This is a genomic window from Hyphomicrobium album, from assembly GCF_009708035.1.
In the GTDB taxonomy this organism is placed as follows: Bacteria; Pseudomonadota; Alphaproteobacteria; order Rhizobiales; family Hyphomicrobiaceae; genus Hyphomicrobium_A; species Hyphomicrobium_A album.
Genome location: NZ_WMBQ01000001.1, coordinates 57103 through 75123, shown reverse-complemented (window position 1 = coordinate 75123; position 18021 = coordinate 57103). Strand labels below are relative to the sequence as shown.

Annotated in this window: 19 protein-coding genes and 1 pseudogene; 6 read left to right on the top strand and 14 right to left on the bottom strand. The window is 66.4% G+C overall.

Annotation, left to right across the window (positions count from 1 at the left end; genetic code table 11):
- Positions 1–24 precede the first annotated feature (24 nt).
- The 4 genes and pseudogenes from GIW81_RS00225 to GIW81_RS19415 all read right to left on the bottom strand — a co-directional run bounded on the left by GIW81_RS00225 (position 25) and on the right by GIW81_RS19415 (position 2161).
- On the bottom strand, positions 25–738 hold the full coding sequence (locus tag GIW81_RS00225) for a FecR family protein (RefSeq protein ID WP_229309160.1): 714 nt from the start codon (positions 736–738) through the stop codon (positions 25–27).
- A 147-nt stretch (positions 739–885) separates the two neighbouring features.
- Positions 886–1032 (bottom strand): annotated as a pseudogene (locus GIW81_RS18930) (FecR/PupR family sigma factor regulator); the annotation flags it as partial.
- Positions 1032–1547 (bottom strand): RNA polymerase sigma factor, encoded by a 516-nt coding sequence (locus tag GIW81_RS00220; protein WP_154737350.1) that lies wholly within the window; start codon positions 1545–1547, stop codon positions 1032–1034. The pseudogene GIW81_RS18930 and the gene GIW81_RS00220, both read right to left, overlap by 1 nt.
- Positions 1544–2161: an STN domain-containing protein gene (locus GIW81_RS19415; protein ID WP_210251891.1), complete on the bottom strand. Its 618-nt coding sequence runs from the start codon at positions 2159–2161 to the stop codon at positions 1544–1546. The genes GIW81_RS00220 and GIW81_RS19415 overlap by 4 nt, the downstream gene beginning before the upstream one ends.
- A gap of 520 nt (positions 2162–2681) precedes the next feature.
- On the opposite strand from GIW81_RS19415, the gene GIW81_RS00210 reads away from it, so the two are divergent.
- Positions 2682–4346 (top strand): hybrid sensor histidine kinase/response regulator, encoded by a 1665-nt coding sequence (locus GIW81_RS00210; protein ID WP_154737348.1) that lies wholly within the window; start codon positions 2682–2684, stop codon positions 4344–4346.
- Here GIW81_RS00210 and GIW81_RS00205 read toward each other — a convergent pair.
- Positions 4343–5071 carry a response regulator gene (locus GIW81_RS00205; protein WP_154737347.1) on the bottom strand — a complete coding sequence of 243 codons (729 nt, stop codon included), beginning with the start codon at positions 5069–5071 and terminating at the stop codon, positions 4343–4345. The two genes, GIW81_RS00210 and GIW81_RS00205, sit on opposite strands and share 4 nt — an antisense overlap.
- 136 nt (positions 5072–5207) lie before the next feature.
- On the opposite strand from GIW81_RS00205, the gene GIW81_RS00200 reads away from it, so the two are divergent.
- Entirely contained in the window at positions 5208–5588 is a 381-nt protein-coding gene (locus GIW81_RS00200) for a hypothetical protein (protein ID WP_154737346.1), read from the top strand.
- Positions 5589–5591: 3 nt separating this feature from the next.
- Here GIW81_RS00200 and ccoS read toward each other — a convergent pair whose 3' ends face one another.
- From ccoS to ccoN, 8 genes are read right to left on the bottom strand one after another with little or no spacing between them, the layout of a single operon-like run.
- Positions 5592–5756 (bottom strand): cbb3-type cytochrome oxidase assembly protein CcoS, encoded by a 165-nt coding sequence (ccoS, locus tag GIW81_RS00195; RefSeq protein WP_154737345.1) that lies wholly within the window; start codon positions 5754–5756, stop codon positions 5592–5594.
- Positions 5753–7948: a heavy metal translocating P-type ATPase gene (locus GIW81_RS00190; protein ID WP_324614844.1), complete on the bottom strand. Its 2196-nt coding sequence runs from the start codon at positions 7946–7948 to the stop codon at positions 5753–5755. The genes ccoS and GIW81_RS00190 overlap by 4 nt, the downstream gene beginning before the upstream one ends.
- Positions 7933–8445, bottom strand: a complete 513-nt coding sequence (locus GIW81_RS00185) for a FixH family protein (protein ID WP_195930273.1) — start codon at positions 8443–8445, stop codon at positions 7933–7935. The genes GIW81_RS00190 and GIW81_RS00185 overlap by 16 nt, the downstream gene beginning before the upstream one ends.
- On the bottom strand, positions 8438–9892 hold the full coding sequence (gene ccoG / locus GIW81_RS00180) for a cytochrome c oxidase accessory protein CcoG (RefSeq protein WP_154737343.1): 1455 nt from the start codon (positions 9890–9892) through the stop codon (positions 8438–8440). The genes GIW81_RS00185 and ccoG overlap by 8 nt, the downstream gene beginning before the upstream one ends.
- 32 nt (positions 9893–9924) lie before the next feature.
- Complete coding sequence (gene ccoP / locus GIW81_RS00175; RefSeq protein WP_154737342.1) at positions 9925–10797, bottom strand: cytochrome-c oxidase, cbb3-type subunit III; 873 nt, start codon at positions 10795–10797, stop codon at positions 9925–9927.
- A complete protein-coding gene (locus tag GIW81_RS00170; protein WP_154737341.1) occupies positions 10794–10970 on the bottom strand; it encodes a cbb3-type cytochrome c oxidase subunit 3 in 177 nt (58 codons plus the stop codon). The genes ccoP and GIW81_RS00170 overlap by 4 nt, the downstream gene beginning before the upstream one ends.
- A gap of 9 nt (positions 10971–10979) precedes the next feature.
- Complete coding sequence (ccoO, locus tag GIW81_RS00165) at positions 10980–11708, bottom strand: cytochrome-c oxidase, cbb3-type subunit II (protein ID WP_154737340.1); 729 nt, start codon at positions 11706–11708, stop codon at positions 10980–10982.
- A gap of 7 nt (positions 11709–11715) precedes the next feature.
- A complete protein-coding gene (gene ccoN / locus GIW81_RS00160) occupies positions 11716–13350 on the bottom strand; it encodes a cytochrome-c oxidase, cbb3-type subunit I (protein WP_154739443.1) in 1635 nt (544 codons plus the stop codon).
- A gap of 237 nt (positions 13351–13587) precedes the next feature.
- Here ccoN and pqqC point away from each other — a divergent pair, with 237 nt between their 5' ends.
- Complete coding sequence (gene pqqC, locus GIW81_RS00155; RefSeq protein WP_154737339.1) at positions 13588–14346, top strand: pyrroloquinoline-quinone synthase PqqC; 759 nt, start codon at positions 13588–13590, stop codon at positions 14344–14346.
- Positions 14347–14452: 106 nt separating this feature from the next.
- On the opposite strand, the gene GIW81_RS00150 is transcribed toward pqqC, so the two are convergent.
- Positions 14453–15133, bottom strand: a complete 681-nt coding sequence (locus GIW81_RS00150; protein ID WP_154737338.1) for a helix-turn-helix domain-containing protein — start codon at positions 15131–15133, stop codon at positions 14453–14455.
- 169 nt (positions 15134–15302) lie between these two features.
- On the opposite strand from GIW81_RS00150, the gene GIW81_RS00145 reads away from it, so the two are divergent.
- The 3 genes from GIW81_RS00145 to hemN are packed head-to-tail and all read left to right on the top strand — an operon-like array spanning position 15303 to position 18008.
- On the top strand, positions 15303–15854 hold the full coding sequence (locus tag GIW81_RS00145; protein ID WP_154737337.1) for a hypothetical protein: 552 nt from the start codon (positions 15303–15305) through the stop codon (positions 15852–15854).
- Positions 15855–15864: 10 nt separating this feature from the next.
- Positions 15865–16674: a sulfite exporter TauE/SafE family protein gene (locus GIW81_RS00140; RefSeq protein WP_154737336.1), complete on the top strand. Its 810-nt coding sequence runs from the start codon at positions 15865–15867 to the stop codon at positions 16672–16674.
- Positions 16671–18008: an oxygen-independent coproporphyrinogen III oxidase gene (gene hemN / locus GIW81_RS00135; RefSeq protein ID WP_154737335.1), complete on the top strand. Its 1338-nt coding sequence runs from the start codon at positions 16671–16673 to the stop codon at positions 18006–18008. Before GIW81_RS00140 ends, hemN begins: the two co-directional genes overlap by 4 nt.
- The last annotated feature ends 13 nt before the right edge of the window (positions 18009–18021 follow it).

Genomic DNA, 18021 nt, shown 5'->3' with positions numbered 1-18021 from the left:
CTCCCCGAGCTCCGAGGGACTGTGTCAGCTCAGAACCACAAGCCCACCCGGCAGCGAGAGAATCTTGGCGCCCACAGCCTGCTCAATGCGGACTAGTATCTCGTCGAGGCGGGCGACCCGGAAGCGGCCGCTTACCGGCATCCGAGCGATCTCGTCATTGATGACGATGATTCTGCCGGGGCGGTACCGATTGACCTCTTCGACCACGTCCGCCAGCGGCGTGGCGCGGAAGATCAGAATTCCCTGCTGCCAAGCGGACGCAACCTCAGGATCGACGTCAACGATTTCCTGTTGCCCGTTACCGTCGCGCCGAAATTGCTGTCCCGGCTCGAGCGTCGTGACATTCGTACCGCTTACGACTTTCAGCTGTCCGGAAATGCAGGTGACACATAGCGGGGCCGCATTGCGGCCGGGCATATAGCGGACATCGAACTTTGCAACTTTGGCCTCTATCCGCCGCTCTCCGGCCAGCACAACAAACCGGCGCGCGCCGTCGCCCCCGGTAGCGAACGAGGCCTCCCCCGCGACTAGCGCCACGCTGTCCGTGTTTTCGTCGGAGGGCTGCACGACGATGCTGGTCTGGGTATTCATGCGCACCGAAACGTTCGCGGCCAGCGCTAGAACGCGCTGCTCGCCCGTCGCTGTGCGATAGTCGGCAGTCAGCTCTTTCCACGACGGCCACAGACCTAGCGGCGGCCGTGCCATCGCGTATGCTCCGGCGATCGATGCCGCGGCCAAGCCCCCTCCGAGGAACGCACGCCGGCTCGCCACTGCGCGCGCATGATTGGCAGAGGATAGCTCGGACGTTGCGCTCTGCTGGCGCCGCACCCTGTTGCCACTTGGCTCGAGATCCCTCCAAAGACGACTCGCCACACCAAAGGCGGTGCTGTGAGCCGCGCTTTGGTTGCGCCAGGCTTGCAGCGCTTCAGCGTCGGCTGCCGTAGCTTCTCCCGAGGTGAGGTGGCGAATCCATGCGATAGCTTCGCGCTCCAGCGCGAGCTCTGTCTTCGCCTTGGTCCCTCCCTGTGCCATCACTTGCGCACCCGTTCGCGGTGCGCCAAGCAGTACTCTTGCGCGCGTTGCAGCTCTTTTTCGACGAGCCGTCGAGAAATCCCGAAGCGGCGCGCGATCTCTTGTCGGGGCATGTTGTCAAGTCGCGCTGCGAGCAGTATCTCGCGCTGCCGCAGTGGCAATTCGCGCAAGATCAATTCAAGTGCCCGCAAATCAGATCGGCCTTCGGCCTCACGTGCTGGATCGGGTGTCTCGTCCGGAATCTCGAGCAGGCTATCTACCTCCGCAGCACTCAAGTAGCGCGCGCCGGCGTTGCGCATGCGGTCGCGTGCGGCGTTCATGGCGACGCCGAAGATATAGTTTGCAGGATTTTGCACGTGACCCAGGGTGTCCACCCGCGCGATCCGCAACCACGCGTCTTGCAAGGCCTCCCCGGCGAGGTCCGGCGAGCCCAGCCGCGCCGTGAGGCGACGCTTAATGTCGTCGTAGCTGTCAACGAGGAGGCGGCGCACGATCGACAGCGAGGTTTCCGTCATCGCCCGGCCTTCGCGGCGCGCTGCACCAAGCTCTCGCATCCCATCGTGACGCCCGGCGCCCGCGGCAGGACCACAACGGTAGTCGGTTGCTTCAAATCGGACGGGGGGGGCGAACCGACGCGAAGGCCGCGAAGGTTCCGATCGATGGCACTATCGATACGTTTGGTGCCCGTTGTGCCGAGCCGCTCGAAGTTCGCTATGTCGCCAGCGGCATCGATCCAGAGCCGCAAAGCCACTCGGTAGGTGCCCGGCCGTGCAGCATCATCTGCGCATAGGGCGTTCTGAAGCGTAGTCTGAAGATTGCCGTAGAATTCGCCAACTCCGGCTGGAGGGCTCGCCGTGAGACGAGCGGGAGCAGGCAGCAAGACAAACGACGCGGACGTTGAATGGCTCACGACAAGACCGGTGCCCTTCAGCAACGCCAGCAACGCCGCCTCGGGTGGTAGCGTACCTCTGACGGCTGTTGAGCGGCGGCCAGAAGTCAGGTCGCTCTTGTACAGAGCATCGCGTCCCGTCGCGTTCCCATATGCCTCCAGCGCGGCTTCCAGCGGCTGAGCAGGAATATCGAATGGAAGGTTTGGCTCGTGCCCGACGGCAATCGAGGGGACGTGCATGCTCACCACGAGCAGCGCCGTCAGCCGCCGCCCCGCGCAACGGGGCCGCGCGGGCATTGCCGCGTACGACCTCAACTCGCTCCCCCAACCGAACCCGACCCGGGTTCGTAGGCGTATGCACGGCCAATGTAACACTTACGTGTCAAACGAATGAATGAGATGCCCTGGAGCGCCGAACTGGGTCAGGCGTCTTGTAGCGGTCGGCCGTCCCGTTGGCGGTCGCGCGACAGCGTCCGGACATCGCTCAACTACAGACATCCCGAGGTGCGTCCGATGACGCAGGCGGCTGATGGGTGAATGTCCGCTTCGTTTAGATGCAGCCATCTCTGATGGCGTGCGCGGGCGGCCGCCGATGTCCGCTCTGGGTCAGGAGCGGTCGTCGTCGTTGGTCGCCCAAACGTCGGCTTTGGGCCATAAGACGACATATGGCAGGAGATCGGTGCGGCATCCCGCACGCGCCAACTTTCATTTGCGAGACGCAACGTGATAAAGACCACCTCGTGTTGATGAGTCCGTGCCGATGAAACTTGCAGACGGTTCGCCGCCGCCCGATCCCGAGGCCGAGCTGCGGCTCGCCGAGTCGCAGATGTCGACCATCCTGGCGATCGCGGCGGATGCCATCATCTCGCTCAACGAGCACATGCGGATCGTGGTCTTCAATGAAGGCGCGGCGGCAATATTCGGCTACGCCAAGGACGAGATCATCGGCCAGCCGCTCGACGTTCTGATCCCCGAGCGGTTCCGGCCGACACATCATGGTCACGTCGCCGAGTTTGCCGAGTCCCACGTCGCCGCGCGCCGCATGGGCGAGCGCCAGGAGATCTTCGCTCGCCGCAAGGACGGTAGCGAGTTTCCCGCCGAGGCCTCCATCGCCAAGCAGGTGATCGGCGGCCGCCACATCTTCATGGTCGTGCTGCGCGACGTCACCGAAAGAAAGCGCGACCAGGCGGAGCTCGCCCGCGCCAACACAGACCTCGAACGGCGTGTCGCCGAGCGCACGCGCGAGCTCGAGGCCGAAATCCACCGCCGCGAAGAAGCACACGCCGCGCTCATCCAGGCGCAGCGCATGGAAGCCTTCGGCCAGCTCACCGGCGGTGTCGCGCACGATTTCAACAACCTTCTCACCATCGTAACCGGCAACCTCGAGCTGCTGAACGAGGCGATGGAGACGGATGCTTCGCGGAAGCTGGTGAAACGCGCGGCGGATGCCGCCGACATGGGTGCGGCGCTAACCAAGCGTCTTCTCACCTTTGCGCGCCGCCGACGGCTGTCGCCCCAGGTCCTCGACCTCAACGACCTCGTCCTCGGGCTAATGGAAATCCTAAAGCGCTCGATTGGGGAACCGATCACTTTCACCACCATACTTGCCGGCAAGTTGTGGAAGACGAAGGTCGACCCGAGCGAGGTCGAGAACGCCATCCTCAACCTCGCGATCAACGCACGCGATGCTATGCGGGGCGGCGGCGAACTCATCGTCGAGACGCGCAACGTCGCGGGGAACGCCCTGCCCTTCGACGGCGGCGGGCGCGAGTTCGTGCTTCTCTCCGTCACCGACACCGGCGAAGGCATGCCGCCGGAAGTCATCGAGCGCGCCTTCGAGCCGTTCTTCTCGACCAAGGAACCGGGGCGCGGTACCGGCCTCGGCCTGAGCACCGTCTACGGCTTCGCCGTTCAGTCGGGTGGCCACGCGGTGATCGAGAGCACCGTCGGCAAGGGCACGACCATCAGCCTCTACCTGCCGCGCGCCGATGATGCTGTCGCAGCGGCCGTCGCGGCCGATGCCGCGGCCGTGCCGCTGTCGGAGAACAGCGAGGTCGTGCTGGTCGTCGAGGACAACGCCGAGGTTCGCGAGCTGACTCTGCAGCGCGTGGAGGGGCTGGGCTACGTCGCACTGGAGGCGGAAAGCGGTCCCGCCGCCGTGCGCCTCCTCGAGAGCGGCGAGCACGTCGATCTCGTGTTGAGCGACATCGTCATGGCCGGCGGCATGTCGGGCTACGATCTCGTCCGATGGGTCGGAGTGCACGCGCCCACAATCAAAGTGATGCTGACGACCGGCTACGCGGCGGAAGAGGCGCGCCACGATCCGGCGGAACGTGGCGCCTCACCGATCCTGCGCAAGCCCTATAAACGCGCTGAACTCGCCGTCGCTCTGCGCGACGCGCTGCAGGGCCGCGACACCGCCTAGAGTTTCTTCACCGCGGCCGCGAACGCATAGCCGACTCCGCGCACGGTCTTCACCAGCATCGGATGCTCGCTGTCTGGCTCCAGCTTCTTGCGCAGCCGCGCCACCAGCGCGTCGATCGAGCGGTCCATCGGCGTCCAGTCATGCCCCTTCAACAGGTCCATCAGCTCGTCGCGCGACAAAACCCGCCCGGGTTTCTGCACAAACAGGGCAAGCAGATTGAATTCGGCCGTCGTCAGCTCCCGCGCCGCGCCGGTCGGATCGCGTACCTCGCGGCGGGCAAGGTCGACGATCCAGTCGTCGAAGCCGTAGCGCTGACCGGCCGGCGTCTCGGCTCCTGCCGTGGCCCCACTGGCATAGCGGCGCAGCACCGCGCGGATGCGGGCGATCACCTCGCGCATCAGGAACGGCTTGGGAATGTAGTCGTCGGCGCCGAGCTCCAGGCCGACGATCCGGTCGATGGCGTCGCCCTTGCCGGTGATCATGATCATAGGCGTGTTGCGCGCCGCGCGAAGCTCGCGCGCCACCTTCAGCCCGTCCTCGCCGCCGAGCTTCAGGTCGAGCGTGACGAGGCTGACCGGCAGCTGGTCGAGCAGCGCCATGGCCTCGCGCCCATCCGCCGCTTCTGCCACGGCGAAGCCTTCGCCTTCGAGGCCGGTGCGCAGGAGCGTCCGCACCTCGGGCTCGTCGTCGACGATGAGAATGGTCTGCTGGGCGTCTGCGGGCATTTCAGGCTGCGTCAGGGATGGCGGGCTTTGTCTGTTACACGCTGTCACACACGCGCACAATCCGGTCAAACCGCGCGGCCGCGGGGCAGCTAAGGTCACGACCAACTTTGGCCAGCCTATTGCAAAGGTGATCCCGGTGTCCGACCACCACGGCAACGGTACGGCAGGCGGTTGCTGCGGCAGCTGCCAGCACGCCCTTCGCCCGCGCGTCGTCATCGGCATCTTCACCGATGCGGCCGGCGCTCGCGGCGTTGCTGATAAGCTGCGCGCCCGCGGGGCCGGGGCCGTTAATTTGCTGTCGAGTACCCGGCCGATGCTGGCGCAGGATCTGTCGGCGCTCCCCGACCTCGGCTGCGGGCGGCTGATGCAGCAGATATCCCAGCATCTCGAATCGGGCGCGTCCATCGTCATCGTCGACGTGCAGAGCCCCGAGCTTCAGCTCGGCATCTCGCGCGTTTTACTCGATTCCAAGTGCGATCTGCTACTCACGCAGGACAGCACCCGTCAGGTCGACTAGGCGCTAGTCATTCGGGGCTGGGCCTTCCGGGTCTTCGTCCTGGATTGCGCGCCAGCCCGCGCCCTCGAGATCCTCGAACTGGCCGGAGCGCATCGCCCACAGGAACGCCCCAAGTGCCAAACCACCCAAGGCAAGCGCGCAAGGGATGAGCCATGCTAGGGACGTCATCGCGTCTTCACCCTCGGAAGTGCCAATCTGCGGACGCGCAGCCGTAGCGCGTTGCCGGTTACCGCGATCGACGACAGCGACATGGCGAGCGCGGCGATCAGCGGCGTCACGTAACCGAGCATGGCCAGGGGCACCGACACGGCATTATAGGCGAGTGCGATGGCGAAGTTCTCCACCGCCATGCGTTGCGCGGCACCGGATACGCTCAGCACGTCGAGGATCGGCGCCAGGCGTTCGCCCTGGAACACGGCGTCGGACGCCGTTTGGCTGACGTCGGTGGCGGTCGCGGGCGACAGAGATGCGTGTGCGGTTGCCAGCGCCGGTGCATCGTTGAGACCGTCACCGATCATCAGGACCCTGCGGCCCTCAGCCTTCAGCCCTAAGAGGCGCTCGATCTTACCGGCGGGACGCACCTCGGCCGCCCAGTCGTCAATGCCAGCGGCGACCGCCGCCGTGCGCACTGCCGCTTCCCGGTCGCCCGAAACCAGGCAAACGCAATAGCCCGCCTGCCGCAACGCGCCGACCACGGCTTGCGCGTCGGACCGCAGTTGATCCTCGAAGTGCAAGGCGACCGGCGCCGCGGCGCCGTCGCTGAACCAAAGCGATGCCGCTTCCCCGTAATCCATGCTGCCCGACACCCAGGCAGCCGAGCCCAGCCGGCGGGAGCCCGACGCGAGGCCGCGGCCCGGCTCCTCGACGACGTCGCTGGCTACCGCGAAAGCGAGACCGCGCTCGTGCGCCGTGCGCACAACCGCTCGTGAGTATGGATGCCGGCTGGCTATGGCGAGGGACGCGGCGGCGGCGAGCGTCGCATCGTCGATCGCGTCGGCGTTAGCGAGCGAGGGCTCGCCGCGCGTGAGCGTTCCGGTCTTGTCGAAGACGACCGTATCCACCTCGGACAACCGTTCCAGACCGTCGGCTGCCTTGACGATGATGCCCTTGCCGAACAGCCGCCCCGTGGCCGCGACCTGCACTGCCGGCACGGCGAGCGCCAGTGCGCACGGGCAGGTTATGATGAGCACGGCGACGGCATAGGTCAGCGCCTGCTCGAAGCCCGCGCCGACGAGCAGCCACCCCAGCAGAGTTGCTGCACCCAATGCGTGCACGGCCGGCGCATAAAGGCGCGCGGCGCGGTCGGCGAGGCGCACGTAGTGTCCGCGCCCCTGTTCCGCCGCCGCGACCAGCCGGGCGATCTCTGCCAGCAACGTGTTGTCGGCCGTGGCCGTCGCCTCGACGACGATGGCGGCGGCGAGGTTCACGGTGCCGGCGTGCACGACGCCGCCGACACTTGCCACGCGCGGCACCGTCTCACCGGTGATGAGACTTGTATCGACCTGCGTCGCGCCGCTGAGTATGCGCCCGTCGACGGGAATGCGTTCACCCGGCGTCACCTGCACGCGCATGCCCGGCGCCAGCGCCTTCGCTTGCACGCGCCGCACCGAGCCGTCGGCGCCGATCACATCGGCAGCGAGCGCCTTGAGGCCGAGAAGGTTCTCAGCCGCTCCCCGCGCCCGCAACCGCACCTTTTCGTCGAGGTAACGACCGATCAGCAGAAAGAACGTCAGCGATATCGCGGCGTCGAAGTACACTTGGTCGGTACCGCGGATGGTCTGGAACAGGCTCATGCCGAGGGCCAGGACGATGCCGAGCGAGATCGGCACGTCCATGTTCAGCTGCCCCGCGCGCAACGCTGCCAGCGCCGAGCGGAAGAACGGCTGCGCCGCGTAGGCCGTGGCCGGCATGGCGAAAAGAGCGGAGAGCCAGTGAAAGAGGCTGGTTGTCGCCGGGTCCATGTCGGTCACGGCCCCGAACCACACGACCTCCGACAGCAGCATGACGTTGGCGGCGGCGAACCCGGCGACACCCAGCCGCCGCAAGAGATCGTCGGCGCGCGCGGCGGCGCTCTCGTCTGCGCTGCCAACCATCTCGGCGGCGCGATAGCCGCGGCGCTCGAGCGCCGCGATGAGCTTCTGCGGTTCCGTTACGCCCTCATCGAACGTCACGGCGACGCGCTTGGCGGCGAGGCTGGCGCGCGCCGCGGCGACGCCCGGCGTGGCACGCAGCGCCCGCTCGACGCTCCCCATGCAGCTGCCGCAAGCCATGTTCTCGACGATGAGCAGGATGGTCTGAGCCGCTGGCGCCGCATCGTTCGCCGCGCGGCCCTCCGCGGCGAGCGTCAATGCCCGATCCACACGCGTCTCCTCGCCTCGTAGGCCGGCTGTTGGGCGGCGCCGTCGTAGGCGCTGAGATCGACGATCCACGATCCTTCCGCAGCGACAGGCAGCGCTGCCTCGTAAACGCCCCCGCCGGTCTCGGCGAGGTCGAGCGTCATGTCGAACCGGTCGGTCGCCGGGCGCCCGACCTTCGCGACCAGCCGCTTACCGGCGACGGCTGCGTCGGCATGGTCGCGCAACGCGATGCGCAGGCGTGGAGGGGCGCCGCCGATCTCAACCGTGTCCTTCCAGCCGGCGCGCGCCTGTTCGGCGTCACGCGCGATGCGATGGTTGTAGGCGAGACCCTTCTTATAGGCGTCCTGCGTCTCGAGGCCGCCGAAGGTCGACACGGCGCGGTAGATCATGAAGCCGTCTACGGCGACAATGACGCCGAAGAAGCTCAGCATCATCATCAGGACATGCCGTCCGAGCAGCCCGGGCTTGCGCGGTTCACCCGCGGTTCTGGCTTCACTCATCGCCGGGCCCCCGGAACGTTGCATCATGGTAGATGACGCTGCCGTCGCGCGCGTCGATGACGGCGAAACGGAACGGCGTCGCCTGCCCGGCCAGCGTGCCGCGCTTGGCGGCAGACACGGTCACCAACACCTTCAAGGCGCGCAAGTCGTCCGTGACCACATCGATGGTCGGCTCTGGTCCGCTCATGCCGACGATAGTCATCCCGGCGCCTTCGAGACCCGAAATTGCGATCCGGAAGCTGCGCGCGGCATGCTGCTTGTTGAGGATCTTCACCGTGTAGCCGTTGCGCAAGCTTCCGTCGGAAAGCTGCACGAAGACCGGGTTGCGGTCGTGCAGCACGTTCACCTCGAGTACGGCGCGGTTCATCCAGGCGGTGAGCATGACGCCGCCGACGATCAGTATCAGCGCCGTATAGAGGAGCGTGCGCGGGCGGAACCAGCGCACCGGCACGCGCGCCTCGTGCACGGGCGCGTCGAGGTTGCGGAACGTGTCGTAGGCGATGAGCCCCTGCGGCCGGCCAACGCGCTGCATGATCTCGTCGCAGGCGTCGATGCACAGCGCACACTGGATGCACTCCATTTGCGAGCCGTCGCGGATGTCGATGCCCATCGGGCAGACGGCGACGCACGCGGTGCAGTCGATACAGTCGCCGCGCCCTTCCCAGCTCTGCCCCTTCTTGTGGGGCCCACGCGGCTCGCCGCGATAGTCGCGATACGAGATCAGCAGCGAGTCGACGTCATACATGGCGCTCTGGATGCGCGGCCACGGGCACATGTAGATGCAGACCTGCTCGCGCGCGATGCCGCCGAGCAGGTACGTCGTGCCGGTGAAGATGCCGAGGAACGCGTAGGCGACCATCGGCGCGTCGCCATTGACCAGCTCATGCGCCAGTGTGGGCGCGTCGCGGAAGTAGAAGACGAAGGCGCCACCCGTCGCCACCGCGATCAGCAGCCATGTTATGTGCGTGCCCGTCTTCTTCCAGATCTTCTCGAAGGTCCACGGTCCGTAATCGAGACGCAGGCGGGCGTTGCGGTCGCCCTGCCAGAAGCGCTCGACCACGATCATCAGATCGGTCCACACCGTCTGCGGACAGGCATAGCCGCACCACATACGGCCGGCGACGGCGGTGACGAGGAACAGCCCCAGCGCCGAGAGGATCAGAATCCCGGTGATGTAGTAGAGCTCCTGCGCCCAGATCTCGATCGGGCCAAAAAACAGCCGCTGGTTGGCGAAATCGAGCAGGAACGCCTGATCGGGAAGGTTCGGGCCACGGTCCCAGCGAAGCCACGGCAGCACGTAGTAGATGCCGAGCGTCACCGCCATCACCGCCCACTTGATGCGGCGGAAGGTGCCGTGCGCCAGCTTGGGATAGATCTTCTGCCGGCGCGCGTAGGCAGTGGCGTTCTCGCCCGCGGCCAGGTCGCTCGTCCGGTTCATCATATTCATGCCAGGCTCCCGCCAGCGAAAGCGCACCGCCGCTACTTTCCGCCACCCAGCGAATGCACGTAGGCGGCAAGCATCTTGAGGGTCACAGGGTCGAGGCGGCCGCTCCAGTAGGGCATCACGCCGCCGCGGCCGGTCTCGATCGTCTTCTCGACGTCCGCGAGCTTGCCGCCATAAAGCCAGATGCCGTCGGTGAGGTTAGGCGCGCCCAGCTCCTGGTTGCCCTTGCCGGCGTCGCCGTGACAGGCCGCACAGTTGTCGGTGAAAATCTTCGCGCCGCGCCCGGCGGCGGCCGTGTCGGTCCCGTGCCCGGACAGCGAGAGCACAAACTGCGCCGCGTCGGTGATCTCGTCACGCTTCAGCATGCCGTCGAGACCAAAGCGCGGCATGGCCATGTCGCGCGCCTCGCCGTGGCCGGAGCGGATGCCGACCTCGATGGTGTGCTGGATGGCCTCCGGCGTGCCGCCCCACAGCCAGTCGTCATCGTTGAGGTTCGGGTAGCCCACTGCACCGCCGCCGCCCTTGCCGTGGCACGGCCCGCACTTGTCGCCGAACACCGCCGCGCCTCCGGCCATCACGAACGGCAGCAACTCCTGGTTCTTTTCGATGTCGCCAATCGGCGTTGCCGCGATCTCGGCGAAGTACTTGGCCTGCGCCTCCTTCGCCGCGGCGATCTCCTTGCCGACCTCAGCGCGCTGGCTGTAGTCGAATACGCCCTTCGTGTAGGTGTCGTTCAGGGTCGGCCAAGCGGGATAGACGATCCAATAGCCGATGGCCCAGACGATGGTGGCGTAGAGCACGTACAGCCACCAGCGCGGCAGCGGCTTGTTCAGCTCCTTCAGGTCGCCATCCCACACGTGACCGGTGGTCTCGACGCCGGTGACGCTGTCGATCTCCTTGCCCGTCATCGTCCGTCCCCCTCCGGCTTATCGTTGTCGTCGTCGAGCGGCAGCTCCGCCGCCTCGTCGAACTTCGCCTTGTTCCCCGGCCAGAAGACGTAGGCGAGAATGCCGACGAACAGGCCGACGAAGAGGATGAGGGCGATGGTCTGCGACAGGACGGTTGCGGCTTGGTGGGTCATGGCGCGCCTCTAGCGTAGGTTGGGGCCGGCCGCGTCGAACTTGGCGAAGTCGACGAGCGTGCCCAGCATCTGCAGGTAGGCGATCATGGCGTCGAGCTCGCTCGGCTCGCCGGGCGCGGCGCCGTCGAACTTCCGCACCTGCGCCTTCGGATAGCGCGCGAGCATCTCTTTCGCTTCGGCGCTGTCCGGCGTGATCTGCGCCACGACGTCAGCTTGCGCCTTGTCGATCATCTCGTCGGTGTAGGGCACGCCGGCGATCTTCAGGGCGCGCATGCGCGCAGCGACGTCGCCGTAGTTCAGCTTGCGCTGCTCGAGGAACGGATACCCCGGCATCACCGACTCCGGCACCACCGAACGCGGCTGGCGCATGTGGTCGATGTGCCACCCATCCGAGTACTTGCCGCCGACGCGTGCCAGGTCGGGCCCCGTGCGCTTCGATCCCCACTGGAAGGGATGGTCGTACATGCTCTCGGCGGCGAGGCTGTAGTGGCCGTAGCGCTCGACCTCGTCGCGCAGCGAGCGGATCATCTGCGAGTGGCAGTTGTAACAACCCTCGCGCACATAGATGTCGCGCCCGGCGAGCTCGAGCGGCGAGTAGGGCCGCATGCCCTGCACCTTCTCGATGGTCGAGGAGAGCAGGAACAGGGGCGCAATCTCCACCAGGCCGCCGATGGCGACCACGACCAGGATGCCGACCAGCAGCACCATGGAGTTCTTTTCGAAAAAGTCGTGCTTCATGGCTCCCTCACTCGGCAGGCACGGCGGCGGCATCGGCGCGCAGCCCAGGCGCCGCGGCAGAGGCCGGTTGCTCGGCAATGTCCGAAACAACGTCACCACGAATGGTGCGCCAGACATTGATCGCCATCAGCACACCGCCGATTACGAACAGGAGGCCGCCGGTGGCGCGGATGATGTACGGCCAATGCATGGCCGCAACCGTCTCGACGAACGAGTACTTGAGGAAGCCGAGGTTGTCGTAGGCCCGCCACATCAGGCCCTGCGTGATGCCCGACACCCACATCGCCGAAATGTAGAGGACGATGCCGATCGTCGCCGTCCAGAAGTGCCACTCGACAAGACGCAGCGAATAGATGCCGCGCCGGCCCCACAGCCAGGGCACGAGACAGTAGATGGCGCCGAACGACACCATGCCGACCCAGCCCAGTGCGCCCGAATGCACGTGGCCGATCGTCCAGTCGGTGTAGTGCGAGAGCGAGTTGACCGACTTGATCGACATGAGCGGCCCCTCGAAGGTCGACATGCCGTAGAAGGCCACCGACACGACGAGCAGACGCACGACCGGATCGGTGCGCAGGCGGTCCCAGGCGCCCGACAGCGTCATCAGGCCGTTGATCATGCCGCCCCACGACGGCATCCACAGCATAATCGAGAACGTCATGCCGAGCGTCTGCGCCCAGTCGGGCAGCGCCGTGTAGTGCAGGTGATGCGGACCGGCCCAGATGTAGAGGAAGATGAGCGACCAGAAGTGGATGATCGACAGCCGGTAGGAATAGACCGGCCGCTCCACGCGCTTCGGGATGAAGTAGTACATGATGCCGAGGAAGCCGGCGGTGAGGAAGAAGCCGACGGCGTTATGGCCGTACCACCACTGCGTCATCGCATCCTGCACGCCCGAGAACAGCGAGTAGCTCTTCGAGCCGAGGAAGGAAACGGGAACCGCGAGGTTGTTGACGACGTGCAGCAGCGCGATGGTCACGATAAAGGCGAGGAAAAACCAGTTGGCGACGTAAATGTGCGGCTCGCGCCGCCTCCACAGCGTGGCGAGGAACACCAGCAGGTAGGCGACCCAGACGACGGTCAGCCACACGTCGACGTACCATTCCGGCTCGGCGTACTCCTTGCCTTCGGTGACGCCAAGCACGTAGCCCGATGCCGCGAGCACGATGAAGAGCTGGTAGCCCCAGACGACGAACCACGGCGTCCAGTAGCCGGCGAGGCGCGCGCGGCATGTCCGCTGCACGACGTAGAGCGAGGTCGCGAGCAGCACGTTGCCGCCGAAGGCGAAGATCACCGCCGAGGTGTGCAACGGCCGCAGCCGCCCGAAATTGGTCCAAGGCAGGTCGAAGTTGAGGACGGGAAACGCAAGCTGCCAGGCGATGATATCGCCGACCAGAAACCCGACGATGCCCCAGAACACCGCGGCAATGGTCGCCACCTTGATCGGGCCATCGAAGTAGTGCGCCCGTTCGCCCTTGCCGCCGGCGCGCGGATGCCCGAGCACGTAGTAGCCCGCCGCGCCGCAGGCGATGAGGAACATCAAGCCGTGCAGGCGGATCGCCTCGTCGTGCCCGAACAACGCGAACACGAGGCCGATGCCGGCACCGAGTATCGCCACGATGGCGGCCATCGCGCCCGACATCGCGATGACCTCTTCGCTCGTTTCTGTAGCTGTCGACATTGCCGCGCCCTCGTCGTCTCCCAGACGTAAACGATAGGAGCGAGAGGGCCCGCGGCCCTTTGACGGAGATCAACACTGCGACGAAACGGCAGCGCTCACACGGTGCGCACCAACACGTGATTAGGGCCGCTTGACGGCGATCAAGCATCGGCTGCTGGGCGCAGGGCACGGTTTCCCTGACGTCCAGGGAGGAACTCAATGAATGAAATCGCGCGCACCATCGCCGCGACCGGCGAGCCGATGGGTCCGGCAGAGTTTGAATTGGCCATCCGCGCCGTCGGCGCCGAGCGCTACCATGACAAGCATGCATTCCATAAGCTTCTGCACGGCGGCAAGCTCAATAAGGGCCAAGTGCAAGCGTGGGCTTTGAATCGCTATTGCTACCAGGCTGCGGTCCCGCGGAAGGACGCCGCCCTGATGAGCCGTACACACGATCGCGAATTGCGGCGCGAGTGGATTCACCGCATCCACGACCACGATGGACTTGGCGAGGAGCAGGGCGGGATCGAGCGCTGGCTGGTGCTCACCGACGCTCTCGGGCTCGACCGCGACTACGTCATCAGCATGGAGGGGGCGCTTCCGGCGACGCGGTTCGCCGTTGAGGCATACGTACGCTTCGTCGTCGAGCAACCGCTGACCGTCGCCGTCGCATCGTCGCTGACCGAGTTGTTCGCCCCGTCCATCCACCGCGAGCGGATTGCCGGGATGCTGCAGAGCTACCGCTTCGTGAATGAAGAGGTCATGGCGTACTTCAAGCGGCGCCTGAGCCAGGCACCGCGCGACGCGGATTTCGCTCTCGCCTACGTCAAGCGGACCGCCGCGACCCGAAGCGAGCAGGAGGCGTGCGTCGATGCCGTGCGCTTCAAGTGCAACACGCTCTGGGTTCAGCTCGATGCCCTGCAGCACGCCTACGTCGAGGGGAACGTTCCGCCCGGCGCCTTCCGTCCGACCGCTTAGCGCCGAAGCCGAAAAAGTCGCCGGCCCCGATCGTCCATGCTGCCGTCGGCGCTGGCAGCTAAGGACGCGGGGCCGGCAATGCCGGCAGAACTATTAGGCCGGCAAACTACTCGTTGGCGAGTTCGAGGAGGTGCGGGAGGTCGCACAGCCGCACGCGCGTCGCACCTTGCTCCAGGTCGATAACGCCCATGCAGCGCAGCTTGGTCAGAGTCCGGCTCACCGTCTCGATGGTGAGACCGAGGAGATCGGCGATATCGCTGCGCCGCATTGCGAGGTTGATGGTCGCCGCACCCTCGGGGGCCGTGCGCCGGTGCAGAGAGAGCAGGAAGGCGGCGACTCGCTCGATGGCGCTGCGCTGTCCCACCGTCACCAGGAGGCTGCGGGTGGCAGCCAGCTCCTGGCATACGGCCTTGTAGAGCTTCAGCGCCAGCCCGGCGTCGGTTTCGGCGATACGCTCGAGCGCCGCGGCCGCGAGGCAGCGAACCTTGGATGGAGCGGTCGCCTGCGCGCTCAAGACGTGCTCACCGATGACACCGAGCCCGATCAGGTCGCCGGGATAGGCAAAGTCGATGATCTGGCGGCGCCCGTCGGGCAGCGTCTTGTAGACGGCGATCACGCCCTCCTCGACGCGGAACACGTGCTCGCGCTCGTCGCCCTCGCAGAACACATGCTCTTTGGCCCGTAGTCGGCGCACGGTCGCGTAGGCCATCCGCTGGTCGAGCGAGTTGCTCTCCTGTCCCGTCGCCCGCGTGCCTCTGACCGTCTCGTCGGTATGCGCCGCCAGCATGGATATCTCCGCCTTTGATCTCTAAGATCGCAAGACCGGTTTATCCGGCGCCGACAGCCGGGGTATGCCGTGCGCGTGACGATTTGTAAGAGTATGTAACAGCGCCGTCCGCCGGGCCGCGGATGATCTCGATCAAAGCGTCGCCCGCCGGGTCGCCTAGGGTGCGGGGATGGATACCGCACTCGACATCCGCGCGCAGATCGACGCCGATACGCATCTCCAAACGGAGATAAACCACGCTCTGTCTGCGGTCGCCGACGGCCTGAATACCGGCAGCGACGGCCGGGTAGTTCGCATCCTGGTCCGCACACTGCAGGCGAGCTGGCGCGAGCACGTCGGCTTCCAGCACGAGGTCATCTTTCCAATCCTCGAGGCGCGCTACGGCGACGACGTGTGCGGGACGATCGCGCGGCTGCGGATCGACCATGCCAGCTTGTCGCAGTGCCACGGAGAGGTCGGCCGCGCACTGGCAAGCATATTGGAGTCGCCGCCCGGCGACGATGGAGCGCTCGAGCGGCTCCTGCGCGTTACGATCGCCCAGCGCCGAACGCACTTCCAACAGGATGCCGAGCTCGACCGCTGGATTCCCGAGACCTTCACCCGTCTCGAATGCGCCCTTTGCCAACGATGGGCGGCGGCGCGGCAAAGTCCACGCTTCCCGCTCAACCTGTTGCGTTCGCCGGAGCGTCCCTATCCGCGGCTCGGCGGCCGGCTGAATTGAGGGGCTGCCTTTGGACGCCATCGCTCTCATTGCCTTGAACGGCCTGGCGCTCGGCCTGTCGAGCACGCTGCACTGCGCCGGAATGTGCGGCGCCATTTCCTGCAGCCTGCTGCTGGCACAGGAGCCCGCTTCCCACCGCAGCTTGCGCGCCGCATTCGCCCTGACGCACGCCGGCCGGGTTGCCGCCTACACGGTCGCCGGCGCCACTGTCGGCGCGATCGGCGCACCGGCCATCGGTGCACTGGACCGCGATGTCGCCTTCCGCCTTCTGCAATGGGCGGGCGCCGCTTCTATCGTCTGGATCGGACTGTCGACCGGCGGCCTCGTTCCCTCCATCTCCATCATCGACCGCGGGCTGACATCGATCGCCGACACCGTCGCACGCGTCCACATCGGCGCCCAGCGGCGCATGTTCGTACCACTGCTGTCGGGTTTCGCCTGGGGACTGATGCCCTGCGCGATGGTCTACGCCGCACTGTTCACGGCGATGCTGACGGGGTCAGCCGTCGGAGGCGCAATCGTCATGAGCGCCTTCGGCATCGGTACGCTGCCAGGCCTCATCGCGGCGAGTTTCGGCTTCCGGCGACTGGCGCGCGTCTCGCAGAGCCGCCCGCAACGCATCGCCGCCGGCCTAGCGCTTGCCGCGTTCGGCGTGGCGAGCGTGCTCATCGTGCATCCGCATGCCGCCTACCTCTGTCTGCCGGAGCGCGTGACCGGCGTGCGCGACAAAGATGCGATGAGCGCCATTGATCGACATCAATCGGCGCCGCGCACGGCACAACTACGGTTCGTGCAGAAGCCTAAGACGGATCACCCATGAACCCGGAAGTCGTGAAGCGGTACTCCGCGCCGGTGCCGCGCTATACGAGCTACCCCACTGCGCCACACTTCTCACCGTCGGTCGATGCGCAGTCCTACGGCGAGTGGCTCGACGAGGTGCCGGCCGGATCGCGTCTCTCCCTCTACCTGCACATTCCCTATTGCGCGTCACTCTGCTGGTACTGCGGTTGCTGCACCAAAGCCGTGCAGCGTTACGAGCCCGTCGCACAATATCTGCCATCGCTGTATGCGGAGATCGCCACCGTAGCACAGCGCGTGCCGGTGGATCACAGCGTGGCGCACATTCACTGGGGCGGCGGCTCGCCAAACATTCTGGAGTCCGACGACATTGCCGCTCTGGCCGACGCCCAGCGGCGCTACTTCCGCGCCGCCGACGACATGGAGTTCGCCGTCGAGATCGACCCGCGCGGCCTCGACGAGGCGCGCGTGGTGGCGCTCGCCCGCGCGGGCGTGACGCGCGTCTCTCTCGGCGTGCAGGACTTCGACCCGAAGGTACAGGCTGCGATCAACCGCCGGCAGTCCTTCGAAGTGACACGGTATGCGGCTGAAGCGTTTCGCGCGCACGGCATCGGCGCCATCAACGTCGACCTCGTCTACGGGTTGCCGTACCAGACGCGCGACGGCGTACAGGAGACGGTCAAGCAGGTGCTCGCGCTGCGCCCTGACCGCATCGCGGCCTTCGGCTACGCACACCTCCCCACGCGCCTCAAGCATCAAACGCTGATCGACGAGGCGAGCCTGCCAGACGTGCTGGAGCGTTTTGCCCAGGCAACGCGCATTGGTCGGGCGCTGACCCGCGCCGGGTATGTCCGCGTCGGCTTAGACCACTACGCCTTGCCGAGCGATCCGCTCGCTTCCGGCAGCTTCAACCGAAACTTCCAGGGCTATACGACTGACGCGGCGGATGCCCTGATCGGGCTCGGCGCCTCGGCCATTGGGCGCCTGCCGAAAGGTTACGTCCAGAACCACGCCTCGACCGCGGAGTACGCGCGCCGTGTTGCTGCTGGCGGCTTGGCGACGGCACGCGGCGTCGCCCTGACCGAGTCTGACCGGATGCGTGGCTTCGTCATCGAGCGGTTGATGTGCGATCTCGCCTTCCCGGCGCGCGAGTTGCGGCTGCGCTACGGCAGCGCCTCGGAGGAAATCCTCGACGAAGCGCAGGCACTGCTTGCCGCCGACCAGGATAAGCTGATCGAGAGCGACGGCGAGGCCTTCCGTGTCACCGATCGCGGGCGCCCATTCGTGCGTGCCATCGCCGCCTGCTTCGATGCCTACTTCGACAGCGCCGCGGCGCGGCACGCACCAGGCGTATGATCCCAAGCGGAGA